This is a genomic window from Macellibacteroides sp. (assembly GCF_050251695.1).
Taxonomy (GTDB): Bacteria; Bacteroidota; Bacteroidia; order Bacteroidales; family Tannerellaceae; genus Macellibacteroides; species Macellibacteroides fermentans.
Genome location: NZ_JBFWMI010000084.1, coordinates 1 through 13745, shown reverse-complemented (window position 1 = coordinate 13745; position 13745 = coordinate 1). Strand labels below are relative to the sequence as shown.

The window sequence follows — 13745 nt, the reverse complement described above, 5'->3', positions numbered from 1 at the left end:
GGAGCAGCTAAAAAAACTATTCCTGTCTATCCGCTTTTCCGAAAGCTATTATACAGAGCCGGTGGGCAGCTCTTACAGCATTGGCAATTACCTGAATCAGGTTGCCATCGCTTATACCGACTGCAGCTCGGATGAACTCAAACCTTTGCTTAAAGAGATAGAAAAAGCCGCCGGAAGAAGCACCCAATTAAAAGCCGAAGGCAAAATACCCCTCGATGTAGATCTTGTTAAATGGAATGATTGGGTACTTAAACCGGCAGACCTGGAGCAGGATTATGTACTGAAGGGATTGTCCGACTTGCAGGAGGAGCCCTGAGGCAGGCAAGAGATAATAATGAAAGGGGCTGCCAAAAGACCCATTTTGCCGGTTAGGCCTATCAAACTATTCAGACACTTGCATACAGCCCACTTGATCAGACTATCTCTTTGTTCGTTATAGAAGCCCTTGCTTACACTTACATCGTAGGCGTAGGGTTTGAGGTAATCCCTGTATTTTTGTATGGGGAGTATCCTTTCGGTCCAATTACCGTTTTCCGGATCACAGGTGTTCCACGGGTCGCTTGGTACAGGTTTCAAATCGGACTGTATCACGTTGGATATATCCCCGAAGGTTAGTCCCCGGGTGCAATGTGCCCATTCATTCAAATCGCCTTCATTCAATGATGGAAACTGCGTACGTATGTACTCGTAACGCTTGGTAAAGTAGTTGGGCGACAATGCATCGCCGGTTTCGAAGGAGTTCATTATTTTCCTTAACTTTCCTCTTTACGTACGGATTGTACGGGGTAGAGGCAGTGGTGAAATACATCGTTAGCGCAGGATTGATAGACACTAACCCGGCAAAAAAACGTTTCAGATCGTACACATGCTCAATCAGATCTGTCGCAATCAGCAGGTCGGGTTTCGATTGGGTATCCCTGCACCAATCAGCAAGCTGTTCGGTACTGCCTTCCAGAAACAGATCGGCTCCGGTTCCGGTATATTCCTTCAACCGGAATGCAGCCTGAACAGACAACGGGTTAAGGTCTACATAGATTACATGTCCGATACCGATCGATTTGGCCAACATACTCAGGAATCCGCTTCCCCCTCCAAAATCAATCATGGTAAGTTCGCGGGGAGATTTACCTGATCCGGCAATTCCTTGCTGCAGACAGGTTGCATAGATTTTAAGGAAATAACCTATTGCCGGCATCATTCCTTTGATATAAGACTTGTTATAGCTGCTTATCGAAAGCGTTTCGTAAGGAACAGCCTGCAGCTTTTCCGTCAATTCCTGAATAGCTGTGTGGTAGATTGTGTTTTTCATACAAGTAAATTAGATGATCGTCATCCCATCATTTCGGCCAATCGCCTGGCCTGTTCCAGATTGGAGAACTGTGGTATAAGCATTTTTCTTCGCTCCTCGATGGATGCAACGTGAAATGGCATCTCCATATACTGGTTGCAAGCCAGCACAAGGTCGTCTGCTGTATTGGCAATACAGCACAAATTGTCGAGTCCGCTTCCGGCCAGCATTTTCTTATTGGCAATAACATGCCTTCCCGCAAACAACGTATTTAATAACTTTAGTTTTAATCCCGTTTCCTGAAACGTAACCAGCACATGAACCTGGGCATTTTTTACCAACTCTTCCATACGGTCTTCCGCCGGATTTATCTCCAGACAGACGTTGATGTATTTAGCAGCCGCCTGCTTCAGTCTGTTTGTGGGATTAAGTCCCGCCACCACACATCTGAATGGGAGTCTACAGAAAACATTTTCAATCAGATACAGTGCGGCACGTTCATTTTCGGGGACAGATAAATTACCGTGATATAATATATAATCCGATTGTCCGGGAAGGATATCAATCTGTTCGTTCTTATGAAAACAGGGAATAAACTCGACCCGGTTTCCCGGGAAGCGTTTACGAAGGTAGGCTGTGTCGGTTCCCGAAACAGCAATCATCAGATCTGCATGTTTCAGAACCGGCTCATACATCCGGAACTTGAGAGCCTCCAGGTAAAAGAATGCTTTTGTTACAGGATTGCTTTCTGCTTTACCGAGGTGCAGGTAATAGGCATGTTCAATATTGCATTCCCTGAATATCTTCATTCGGTCCTTCAGATCCGGATGGCTGATCAGGTAACAACTATGAAGTCCCTCGAAAAGGATGGGATAGGAGTTGGTGCATAGATTCCGGAGCAGCTGCTTGTCTCTGCGGCTGTATACATTGTAGGGAAGCAACGAAAAGTGGGAGCTGAGTCCCTTTTCCCTTCTGTAATAAATCAACTCTTCGCACAAATTATTCAATTCTACGGCATGCTGACGGCCATACTCAAAGCAATGCAGATGGATTTTAAACCCGCAACGGCTCAATGCATACAGTTTGTAGTAGATGTCGATCACCCCGCCGTAATTGGCCGGAAATGGAATGTTCAGGGCAATGATGTTAATATGCTTTTCCATGTTCGTCTCCTTTCTTTTGCAACTCCATAAATAGATCCATAAATTGGCCAGCCTGTTCTTTGCGGGAATACCTCTTTACAACCTCTTTATTTACGCTGACCGACGTATATCCGTCGGTTTTCCATCTTTCAAAGTAATATTTTATAAAATCGTAGGCTTCCTGGGCAGTACGTGCGCTTGCTCCGGCATTGGCTTCCCGAATGGCAGCCTCCAGACAAGCTTCGTCGCTTCGTACGCACAGCATGGGCTTTTCTACTGCCATAGCCTCGAAAAGCTTGGTCGTCATAATCCCCTTCGGTCCGGATTGACTGGCGGTGTTGGCCAACTGAAGCAATATCGAGCTGTTATTGAGTATGGAAGGGACTTGCGAAGCTTCCACATACGGATAAAAATCCATGTAACCGAGCAAGCCAAATCTTTCTGCCTCGCCGGAAACCAGCTGCTGAGAATAGGAATCCATGTACCATTTTACCCTGAAATCCGCCGGAGTGATGACACCTTCGGTATGCAGACGCCCGATTGCCTCAAACAGAGGACGCGGGTCGCGAATGGCAAAACTAAGCAGTCGGCCGGTGTAGGAAAGTACAAACTCGCTGGTCTTGATCTGTTCCGGATAAAACAGCTCCGGATCGTAGCCGTTAAATATAAGCCGTACATTGCCGTTGTACCTCTTCAGGGTATCCACATGCCAGGTGGATACCGTGGTGATACAATCTGCTTTGGGAAGAATCTTGTTCCTCTCGTTTAACAAACGACTGGTAAATAGATTGGTTATCAGCCTGTTCAGCCATGGAAAGCGGCCCATCTTGCTGGCGATATATTCGGTTCCGGCATATTGTTCAATGATATCTCTGTGGTCAGCCACCAGCGGAATCCGAAACTCTTTGGCTACTTTGTAAGCTGCCGGAAGGGGGAAGGTACGATAGGTACTGCATAAAACACAGCCAAAGCCTCCCTGACTAAGCTTCCGGGCAGCTGCTTTGGCCATCCTGCGCTCCTTGTATCCGAAAAGGCAGTCGGCCGTCAGCGTTGCCACCCAAGCCAGTTTTTTAATCCATCTGTTTTTATATGGATAGAAATCCACGTAGGTAACATCGCAGACCTCCTTTAAGAATGCAAAGGTGTTTTCGTTGATGTACTCTGTAACGACCACCGGTTCCCAACCCGCCTTCTTCATATATTTGCACAGGTAACCCATCCTTGGGGCAAATGCCGGAGGAAACATATCGCAAAGGATAAGTATCTTTTTGGATAATATGTTCTCTTTATCAGGCATTGATCATCAGATGTTCTATTAATTTACCGTAAAGAGAACGTAACCAGGGTACGGTGCGGGTTAGCTGCGGATTGTCCGTCACCAGATTGTTGTGCCAGAGTAAAACCAGTTCACCGTTCATCTCCTTAACCTTGTCGATCAGGTCGAGGCAATAAATTTCGGCCTCCTGACTGGTCATATTCATGTATTTTTGTTCGTTCAGCGTACAATCCATTACTGTGATTGAATGAAGCTTCAGCGAATTGACAATCCCAGTATAAGGATCAATCCGACGAACAGGTCGGGTGGTGCCCAGTCTAAATCCAGCCACATCTGCATATCCCATGGTGAAATCGTCTGTTATACCTGCCTTTTCAAGCTCTTCCATGTCTCTGGGGTCTCGTGAAGAGAGGTAATGATGCCTGTTGTATTTTACGGGTTGGATGATGGCGTTTTCGAGGTTGTTATGCTCTTGTGCAATCAAACCGGGGTTAATTCCGGCTTCGTAACTGCTGTGCAACCCGATTGATATGTTATTGTTTATGCTGGCTGTAAGCAGTTTACGGATGGGGTGCGATTTCAATTTATAATGAGGCTTGTCTTGCGGTGTGCTTCCACCGGCTCTTACAAATAGAATACTTTTACAGCGCTTGTTGCCAACTGTAAGCTGAAGTTTCCGGGCTTGTATATTAAACCAGGGAAAGGTATAGAAGGGATCAGCTTCCGGTTGTCCGGTACGAATGCGTAGAAGGCTGAGTGCGTTGGTGCCACGCATCAGCTCACGTATCACACTTTTCCACGATCTGCAAAAGAATGGCATATCCAAGTCGTGGGTGAGGTAGATCTTTTTTATAGACTTACCGGGCTCGGGAATTTCGAATCCCGTACTTCGTAACCACCTGCGAAGTATCTTTCCATATTCGTCCACGATGGGCCTGTTAATGAACCCCATTCGGCCGGCAATCGATTCTTTCCCGGGAAATCTGCCGTGCTCGTCCCTTACAGCAGGACGCACCATCTCTTCGTATCGGCTCAGCATAAAAAAAGCACTGGCAATAATATCGGCGTATACAATCAGAGTTTCGCCAGCCCAGAAGGTTTGAGGTTTGCCATAAAGTAATGGTACACCTTCAATCTGTTTTAAAGGCAATATAGGAAGGTTGGAATGTGTGCCGTAAATTTTTTCGTGAAAGAACAGAGATGGATTAATAATGATGCTGTAGTTCTTATACTGATCTTTGTCCGCCGTATAACCAACCGCATTATATACCTCATCGGGAACTTTTACTGCAATTAAAAAGTGAATAATGTAACGAATCGTCTCTTCATTCAGCTTAAATCTTTCGGTTATCATCTCGCTCATCGTGTTGTTTGGTTACAAATTTCCCCAGTTTTAACCAGGCTCTGTATAGTAAACACATTTTTCCTCTTGTTATTGTGAAATAGGGGGTCTGAATTGTACCAAATTTCCGGAAATAATGCTCAACACCCTCTAACATTGATCCTTCAAAGTCGAATCGATCCGTAAACCGGGATACAGAACATATGGCTTCCCACATCAGCAGACTTCCTGCTCCCGATGATCGTAGTGCCGGATCTTCGCCTCCGGCAAGATAGTAGGCCGAGCTTTTCTGCCATACCACAAAGATAGCGGCGTGAAGTTGTCCGGCAGGATCGTATGCACCCCACAACTCTCCCTGATTACGGAGGCGGCAACATTCAATAAGCCGTTTTAGCAACTGCTCGTCGCCTTTAACAGCTAATCCCTGTCTGCCGAAGCTCTGGGCATTCACCTTCAGGAAATCATCCACCGGAATGCCCTTCTTACAGAAAATCCCCTTTTTATCGCGTGCAGAGCGGATGTTACGTTGTATATTCTGACTCAGATTATCCCACAATATCTCCTGATTATTAATACCTTCCAATACGTACGAATAGCGGGTGGTCTGGGTGTATCCACCCCAGTAAAAAGGAAGCCAGTCGGTAATGCCGGAATGGAAGTTTTGTAAAAAAGAGCTGTATCCCTCCAATCGGGAAACAAACTTCTTTAAACATTCCTGCCTGTGGGTGATTTGTTTACCGTAAGCCTGCGGCTCGAAACGAGGATTTATCCAGGGTCCCATGGTCTGGGTATAGCAGGGCATGGAAATCACGTTGGAAAGCGGTTTGTAAAGGGGCATGGCGGCTAAGATATTGTTTCCATCTTCAACCAATAATACATCCCACTTTGAAGCTCCGCACACCACATCCAGCCACCAGGGTCTGCCGAACAGGGGAATGGATTCTTCCGTATTACACAGTGCGATGTATCTGTCTTTTTCACTCATGCCGTCTTACTAGTATTGGAGTTAAAAAAATAACCTTGTTATCCCGAATAACGGTAATAACAAGGTTTTATTTTACTTTCATAAAAGAAAGCTATCTCTTATCCCTTCAGAGCATTCAAAATTAATCCGGCAAGCTCTTCGGCCAATTCTGGATTATCGGCAACACACTGCTTGGCAGCATCGCGGCCTTGTCCCAGTTTAGTCTCATTGTAGCTATACCATGAACCGCTTTTCTTCACGATATTCAATTCGGAACCCAAATCGATAATCTCGCCGGTGCGGGATATACCTCCACCAAACATGATGTCGAATTCGGCTTTACGGAAAGGAGGAGCAACCTTGTTTTTCACCACCTTTACGCGAACCTGGTTACCTTTTACCTCGTCGCCGTCCTTAAGCTGACCGATACGACGGATATCCAGACGCACCGAAGCATAAAACTTAAGAGCATTACCACCGGTAGTAGTTTCCGGATTACCAAACATAACACCGATCTTGTCGCGGAGCTGGTTGATAAAGATACAGGTAGTATTTGTCTTGTTGATAGCGGCAGTAAGCTTACGCAATGCCTGAGACATCAAACGGGCTTGCAGACCCATCTTGCTGTCGCCCATCTCGCCTTCAAGTTCGGCTTTGGGAGTAAGTGCCGCCACAGAGTCGATAACGATGATATCGATAGCCGACGAGCGGATAAGCTGTTCTGCAATCTCCAGTGCCTGTTCGCCACTATCCGGTTGCGAAATATATAAGTTCTCTACATCCACACCCAGCTTTTCGGCATAGAAACGGTCGAATGCATGCTCTGCATCAATAAATGCGGCAATACCACCTGTTTTTTGTGCTTCGGCAATGGCATGAATGGCCAGGGTAGTCTTACCAGACGATTCCGGTCCGTAAATCTCGATCACCCTTCCGCGGGGATATCCGCCTACGCCCAAGGCAGCATCCAGCCCGATCGAACCCGAAGGAATGACACTTACCTCTTCCACATGATCATCACCCATTTTCATGATTGAGCCTTTGCCGTAGCTTTTCTCAATCTTATCCATTGTGGCACGCAACGCCTTCAGTTTCTCCAGGTTGGGTGCCGGTTTCTCAAAATTAATCTCTGAACCTTTTTCTTTTTCAGCCATCGTATTATTTATTAAGGATTTGATTTGCATGGTCTTTTGTATTCACCTCTTTCGAGTCGATCACCCGTTCGATGATGCCCTCCTCGTTTATAATAAAGGTTGTACGGGCAGTCCCCATGTATTTACGTCCGTACATCGATTTTTCCTGCCATACGCCAAAAGCCTGGTTCAGGGTTGTTTCTGTATCAGCAATCAAGCTGAAGGGCAACGACTGTTTGGAGATAAAGCCCTGGTGCGACTTGGCACTGTCTTTGCTTACCCCAATAACCTCGTATCCTGCAGCACGTAGCTGTTCGTATCCATCACGCAAACTGCAGGCCTGAGCCGTGCAGCCGGATGTGTTATCTTTGGGATAAAAATACAATGCCAGTTTTTTTCCTGCGAAATCGCTCAGCTTGATATTGTTCCCATTCTGATCGGTCCCCAGTATTTCGGGGGCTTTATCTCCAACAGTAAGTGCCATATGCCTATAGTTCTAAGTCTACGTTAAACAATTCGTGCCAAGGTAAACCCTGTTCGTTCAGTTCTTTCATGAACGGATCCGGATTAAACTCCTCTACGTTAAATACACCTGGTTTACGCCAGATACCCTGCATGAACAGCTTTGCGCCGATCATAGCCGGAACACCAGTAGTGTAGCTAACACCCTGCGCACCTGTTTCTTCGTAAGCTGCCTGGTGGCTACAGTTGTTGTAAACGTAGTAAGTAAGTTCTTTACCATCTTTTAGTCCGCGGATACGGCAACCGATGGATGTTTCGCCTGTGTAGTTTTCGCCCAGATCGCCGGGGTTAGGCAACACAGCCTTCAGGAACTGGATTGGAACAATTTCCATTCCGTTGTACATGATAGGATCGATACGAGACATACCGATGTTCTGTATCACACGCAGGTGAGTAAGATACTCCTGACCGAATGTCATCCAGAAACGGGCACGTTTGATAGTCGGGAAGTTCTTGGTAAGCGACTCCAACTCCTCGTGATGTAACAGATACGATTCACGCGGACCGATGTTGGGGTAGTTAAGCGGCTTATGTATCTCCTGTGGTTCTGTTTCCACCCACTGGCCGTTTTCCCAGTATTTACCCTTCTGAGTAATCTCGCGAATATTGATTTCCGGATTGAAGTTGGTTGCAAAAGCCTTGTGATGATCACCGGCATTACAATCCACGATATCCAGGTATTGAATTTCATCAAAATGATGTTTTGCTGCGTAAGCAGTGAAAACTCCGGTTACCCCCGGGTCGAATCCGCAACCCAGGATAGCTGTCAGACCAGCTTCCTTAAATCTATCCTGATAAGCCCATTGCCAGCTATACTCGTATTTAGCTTCGTCGATAGGTTCGTAATTGGCTGTGTCAAGATAGTTCACACCACAGGCAAGACATGCATCCATGATGGTAAGGTCTTGATAGGGGAGTGCCAGGTTAACCACCAACTCCGGTTTGAAGGAATTGAACAGTTTGATGAGTTCGTCCACATTGTCTGCGTCCACCTGAGCTGTCTGAATCTTTACGTTTTTGATTGCAGCAGCAATCGCGTCACATTTAGACTTTGTACGGCTTGCCAGCATGATATCTGTAAAAACATCCGCATTCATAGCGATCTTCTTAACTGCTACCGTACTAACACCACCTGCACCAATAATTAATACTCTTCCCATTAATCAAATAGAATTTTCTTGTTAATATAGTTACTAAAGATTTAAACCAACTACAAAAATACGATTATTATTGAGATTAATCTGCATCCGTAAGAATAAAAAATATCTATAATGAGATCGATCCTTGTATATGCAGGGCCAGATTGAAATATTTGCCTTATTTTTGTATCGGATTCAAGCTGTGATATCCCATCGATACATTCTCTTTTGCGGGGGTATAGATTAAAAACATTCAAGAAGCAGTACAATCATGCAGGTTACAGAACAATTCCGCGATTTTATACGTAAACATCAAAAAGACGATCTCAACAAGCTGTTGCTTTCGGCTAACCGCTATCCGGATATCGATATCCCTTTTGCGGTGGAACAGCTTGCATCCCGCCGTCAGATCAAGGATAAGTTACCTTCGTGGTACGACAACGAAGCATTGCTCTTTCCCGCCAAAATAGCTGCCGAACAGTGTTCGTCCGAATTAACCGGACTGTATAAACAGCAGTTGGTTGGCGAAAACGAGCGTGTGTGCGACCTTACAGGCGGACTTGGGGTGGATAGCTACTTTATTTCACGCAGGGCCCGTGAGGTGCTTTACCTCGAGCGCTTTGAACGTTATTGCGAAACTGCCCGTCATAATTTCGGAGTGCTGCAGGCAGACAATATCCGGGTGTTGAATACAGATGCTGTGGAATACCTGGAGCAAATAGAGCAGGTGGACCTGTTTTATATCGATCCGGCCCGCAGAGGCGAAGGAGACAAGCGGGTGTATGCTCTTGAAGATTGCGAACCCGATTTAATACGACTTGCTCCCGTATTACTGCAGAAGGCGCCCCGTATTATTGCCAAAATATCTCCCATGGCCGATATTCAGCACACGTTGCAGCTGCTGCCCCAGACCACCGGCGTGCATGTGGTGTCGGTAAAGAACGAATGTAAGGAGCTGTTGTTTATTCTGGAGCGTACAACGGCATTGGTTGATCCTCTTATAACCTGCGTAAACCTTACCAGCGAAAGTACGGAGTCCTTTTCATTTACCCTGGCGGACGAGCGGGATACGGCTGCCGGAATGGCTGCAGGTATCGGTCGTTTTTTATACGAGCCCAACGCATCGTTGCTAAAGGCCGGAGCCTTTAAGTGTGTGGCGGACCGGATGGGGGTGGCCAAGCTTCAGGTAAGCAGTCACCTTTACACTTCCGATAACCTGGTTGAACTTTTCCCGGGCAGAAAGTTTGTGGTGCAGGAGGTATATCCTTTTACCGGTAAGCTGGCCAAGGAGTTGCACAAGAGCGTTCCCAAGGCAAACATTACCGTAAGGAACTTTCCATTATCGGTTCAGGAGTTGCGCAAACGAACCAAAATAGCCGAAGGGGGTGATGTTTATATATTTGCTACGACTAACGCCAACGGTGATAAACTACTTGTTCGGTGTTCGAAGCTTGCCTGATACAACATTTCCTTATATCACGAAAAAGAAGGAAAACAAAAACAGCAGGAAAATGCAGGATGAGCAACATCAATACGTTCCACTGGGAAGCGATGAAGTGCTCAAACCTCTGTTATATCATGAAAACAGCAGGATGAGCAGTTGTGCTGAGATAACCCGGATAAACATGGACAAGGGATATACAGTTGCGTAGGCAACCGATGGTTCATCACCTTCAACCGTTGTGTTTGCGTAACTCAGCGCCATGGGATTGGCCATGCTGCCGCAAAGCATACCCATGCTGTTGGCATAATCCATTTTAAGCACACGCATGGCTACAACGCCCACAATCAATACGGGTACAAGCGTGAGTGCGGCACCCAATCCAATCCAGATCAGACCTTCGGTACGGAAGATGGTTTCGAAGAAGTGAGCACCCGAATTGATCCCCAATCCTGCCAGATAGATAACGATACCAAGCTGACGAAGCATCAGGTTTGCGCTTTGCGTTGTGTAAGTAGTAAGATGTAGACGGGCACCAAAAGCCCCCATCAGGATACCCACGATAATGGGGCCCCCGGCAATTCCAAGTTTAACAGGTGTACTCATGCCCGGAATGGTTATGGGTAATGCCCCCAGGATAACACCCAAAGTGATGCCAACAAACACGGCAATCAGGTTGGGATTGTCCAGTCGTTTTACCTCGTCGCCAAGGATCTTCACCACATTGTTTACCGAATTCTTTTCTCCCACGATAGTCAGCTTGTCCCCAATCTGCAGGTGCAGGTTAGGAGAGGCCAGCAAATCGATCCCCGCGCGGTTGATGCGGGTGATATTTATACCGTACAGATTGCGCAGCTTTAACGATCCCAATTTAACCCCGTTTATCTTAGGTTGTGTAACAATCACCCTGCGGGAAATAAGCTGACTATCAATTGCATTCCAGTCTATATCCTCTTTGTTCCAGTCAACTTGCTCTTGTTCGCCAAACAGTACCTTGATGCTTTCTACGTCCGATTTCACCGAGATGATAAGCAGATGGTCGTGTGGGAGCAGCTTCGTCTCCGAAGTAGGAATACTAACCTTGCCGTCTCTCCACACCCTGGAAATTACAAACTGCTTGTGAGTAAGTTTCATGATTTCGCGGATGCTTTTATCGTAAATGGCCGGATTGCTTACCTGAAACTCGCCAACATAGGTGGTAGGATCTTTATGCTCTTTCGAAAAAGAGGTATCATTCTTGTAGATGAAAAACTTGCGTAAAAACACAATGGCCAGAATAACGCCTACAACCCCTAAAGGATAGGTTACCGCACAAGCCAAAGCCATATCGGTAGTTCCTTTGGTGTCTGCCGGATTAAGCTGCAGAAATGCCTGCTGAGCCGCACCAAGTGCCGGAGTATTGGTTACCGCCCCCGAAAACAAGCCTACCATATTGGATAGTGAAACCCCCAATCCCCAGTGAAATCCTAGTGTCATGGAAATACCCAGCACAATTACAGCAATGGATAGCAGGTTTAATTCGATTCCTCCTTTTTTGAATGAAGAGAAAAAGCCGGGGCCCACTTGCAGTCCCAGTGTATACACAAAAAGAATAAGTCCCAGGTTCTGGGCAAAGTTAAGCATGTCCGGATTAACCTCGATGCCGATGTGTCCGGCAAGGATACCTGTAAAAAACACGAACGTGATACCCAACGATATGCCGAAAAACTTTATTCTGCCCAGAGCGAGTCCCAGAGCAGACACCATGCATATTACAATCACAGCCTGTATGATTGTGGGTTTTAAAAACGCATCCGATAACCAATCCATAAGATAACCTAAAATTTGTGGCTGCAAAGATATGACTTTATGTTTGATTAAAGCTCAAATTACGAAACAATGTAATAACTAACACCCCGTAATTGGATGTGGAATCTCTTTAATACGTTCAAAATGAAAGAAGTGATCCTTTTTGGGTTGATGCAATGCCTGGGTGGATTCAATAATTTTGAAGGAAAAGAGGGAAAAAGTTTTGCAGTTAAAAAATAAACCCTACCTTTGCACCGCAATCAGAAAACAAGACGCAAGTCAACTGGTTTTTCGGGGTGTAGCGCAGTCCGGTTAGCGCACCTGCTTTGGGAGCAGGGGGTCGTGGGTTCGAATCCCGCTACCCCGACAACAAAAAGGCAATCATCTAAGATGGTTGCCTTTTTGTTTTTATCAATTTTGCTGATTTCGGTGGTTTGGGAATCAAGGATCAACGTAAAAATCATAACCACAATCTATTCTTTACATAACTGCAAACTATTCTCTTCATAGTTACAAACTATTTGTTTCATCGTTATGCATTATTCGTTTGACATATGGCAAACGCAAAGTCAACATATGGATAACTTGCGTTTAACAGCTGACAAACGCAAAGTGAACAGCTGACAAACGAATAGTTCTTCGTTATGCCGGTATCTATTCGGTGTAGTACGTGTCTTATTATATAGTATAATAGAGTTTCTTTGTCCTCAAAAAGATGTCATATAGTGTATTGTATTTTCCAGACCGTAATGAGAAGTTACTATCATTACTTTCAGAACGTAATTCATTTGATTCAGTATTATTTATTTTTGATGGTTGTCGGCGTTATAAATTTGAGAAAGAAGATTTAGGTATCCGCACACCGGCTGATTTATTAATCCGTAACCGTGGTGTGCTTTCATTACTGAATCCAGAGTGGTCCTATTATCTTTACATGTTGCCCGAACGATCCACCTACAGTATCGACAGTCTATGCGGGAAAGTGAAGCGTTGTTGGGGATTTTATCCAAAAGAGGGAGAATGTCATGTGTTTGTAAGAAAAAATAAACATTCTTTGACCCTGCTCTACAGCCTCTCCGGCGAATATATCAGCATCCACCGTCAGCTTCGGCAGGGAGTACTTCGTCTTAAAAAAGAGGAAATTGCAGGGGGCTATCGGACTAGTGACTGGCAAGAAATCAACCGCTTGTTATCTGAGAAAAGAGAGGTTAAAAGAAGGCGGTTAAAAAGAGTGTAACATGCTTTATACAAGCGATTTAATATATGGTTTACTTGTTAAAACCATTGTTTTTACATATCTTTGTGGCATGAAAAAAGATCAGATACAAACTCTTCCTCCCTTGTCTGTAACACTCTCTTTAGAGGAGTATCAAGGCCTGTTGGACAGGCTTCGTTTGAGTGAACAGAAGGATCTGGAGTATGTGCAAAAGATCTTAGAGAATGAGCAAACTATCCGGGCGAAGGAACAAGAGATTCTTGATAAGAAACAAGAGATTCTTGCGAAAGAACAAGAGATCTATGAGAAGAAGCAAGAGGCCTTTGAAAGTAAGCTTGAACTTATAGAAGCGCAGGAAGAGATTGATCGCCTGCGCTGGAAGCTGCTCTGTTTGAATCGTTTCTGCTGGGGAAGCTCCAGTGAAAAACGACGGCTTCCTCTGGATCCTTCCCAATTAAGCATCTGCTTTGTTCAGTCTCCACAAAATGTGAATA

At 45.4% G+C, this 13745-nt stretch carries 13 protein-coding genes, 1 tRNA gene and 1 pseudogene; 5 read left to right on the top strand and 10 right to left on the bottom strand.

The features are described 5' to 3' along the window. Positions 1 to 316: 2-amino-4-hydroxy-6-hydroxymethyldihydropteridine diphosphokinase (locus AB7E53_RS11770; RefSeq protein WP_446775825.1), on the top strand; the 316-nt coding region annotated here is incomplete at its 5' end. Here AB7E53_RS11770 and AB7E53_RS11765 read toward each other — a convergent pair. From AB7E53_RS11765 to AB7E53_RS11725, 9 genes are all read right to left on the bottom strand, one after another. Further along, positions 274 to 744, bottom strand: a complete 471-nt coding sequence (locus AB7E53_RS11765) for a hypothetical protein (protein WP_446775823.1) — start codon at positions 742 to 744, stop codon at positions 274 to 276. The genes AB7E53_RS11770 and AB7E53_RS11765 overlap by 43 nt on opposite strands. Further along, on the bottom strand, positions 653 to 1309 hold the full coding sequence (locus AB7E53_RS11760; RefSeq protein WP_446775821.1) for a 50S ribosomal protein L11 methyltransferase: 657 nt from the start codon (positions 1307 to 1309) through the stop codon (positions 653 to 655). Before AB7E53_RS11760 ends, AB7E53_RS11765 begins: the two co-directional genes overlap by 92 nt. 20 nt (positions 1310 to 1329) lie before the next feature. After that, entirely contained in the window at positions 1330 to 2451 is a 1122-nt protein-coding gene (locus tag AB7E53_RS11755; RefSeq protein WP_446775820.1) for a glycosyltransferase, read from the bottom strand. Beyond that, on the bottom strand, positions 2435 to 3727 hold the full coding sequence (locus tag AB7E53_RS11750; protein WP_446775818.1) for a hypothetical protein: 1293 nt from the start codon (positions 3725 to 3727) through the stop codon (positions 2435 to 2437). Before AB7E53_RS11750 ends, AB7E53_RS11755 begins: the two co-directional genes overlap by 17 nt. Beyond that, on the bottom strand, positions 3720 to 5069 hold the full coding sequence (locus AB7E53_RS11745; RefSeq protein WP_446775816.1) for a polysaccharide deacetylase family protein: 1350 nt from the start codon (positions 5067 to 5069) through the stop codon (positions 3720 to 3722). Before AB7E53_RS11745 ends, AB7E53_RS11750 begins: the two co-directional genes overlap by 8 nt. Then, positions 5041 to 6033, bottom strand: coding sequence for a GNAT family N-acetyltransferase (locus tag AB7E53_RS11740; protein ID WP_446775814.1), 993 nt, complete (start codon positions 6031 to 6033; stop codon positions 5041 to 5043). Before AB7E53_RS11740 ends, AB7E53_RS11745 begins: the two co-directional genes overlap by 29 nt. A gap of 98 nt (positions 6034 to 6131) precedes the next feature. Beyond that, on the bottom strand, positions 6132 to 7166 hold the full coding sequence (gene recA / locus AB7E53_RS11735; RefSeq protein WP_079684540.1) for a recombinase RecA: 1035 nt from the start codon (positions 7164 to 7166) through the stop codon (positions 6132 to 6134). Between the two features lie 4 nt (positions 7167 to 7170). Next, the gene (bcp, locus tag AB7E53_RS11730) at positions 7171 to 7629 is read right to left on the bottom strand and encodes a thioredoxin-dependent thiol peroxidase (protein ID WP_068180266.1); all 459 of its coding nucleotides are present in this window, start codon (positions 7627 to 7629) and stop codon (positions 7171 to 7173) included. Between the two features lie 4 nt (positions 7630 to 7633). Beyond that, positions 7634 to 8827, bottom strand: coding sequence for a saccharopine dehydrogenase family protein (locus AB7E53_RS11725; RefSeq protein ID WP_068180263.1), 1194 nt, complete (start codon positions 8825 to 8827; stop codon positions 7634 to 7636). Positions 8828 to 9077: 250 nt separating this feature from the next. Between AB7E53_RS11725 and AB7E53_RS11720 the strand changes: the two genes are divergently transcribed. Further along, on the top strand, positions 9078 to 10265 hold the full coding sequence (locus tag AB7E53_RS11720; protein WP_446775812.1) for a THUMP-like domain-containing protein: 1188 nt from the start codon (positions 9078 to 9080) through the stop codon (positions 10263 to 10265). A gap of 117 nt (positions 10266 to 10382) precedes the next feature. Here the strand turns inward: AB7E53_RS11720 and AB7E53_RS11715 are convergent, their stop codons facing one another. Then, positions 10383 to 12056: a putative transporter gene (locus AB7E53_RS11715; RefSeq protein ID WP_079684537.1), complete on the bottom strand. Its 1674-nt coding sequence runs from the start codon at positions 12054 to 12056 to the stop codon at positions 10383 to 10385. Between the two features lie 271 nt (positions 12057 to 12327). Here AB7E53_RS11715 and AB7E53_RS11710 point away from each other — a divergent pair. The 3 genes and pseudogenes from AB7E53_RS11710 to AB7E53_RS11700 all read left to right on the top strand — a co-directional run. After that, positions 12328 to 12402 (top strand) — tRNA-Pro (locus tag AB7E53_RS11710). 348 nt (positions 12403 to 12750) lie between these two features. Continuing rightward, entirely contained in the window at positions 12751 to 13272 is a 522-nt protein-coding gene (locus AB7E53_RS11705; protein WP_446775810.1) for a hypothetical protein, read from the top strand. 70 nt (positions 13273 to 13342) lie between these two features. Further along, positions 13343 to 13745 (top strand): annotated as a pseudogene (locus AB7E53_RS11700) (hypothetical protein); the annotation flags it as partial.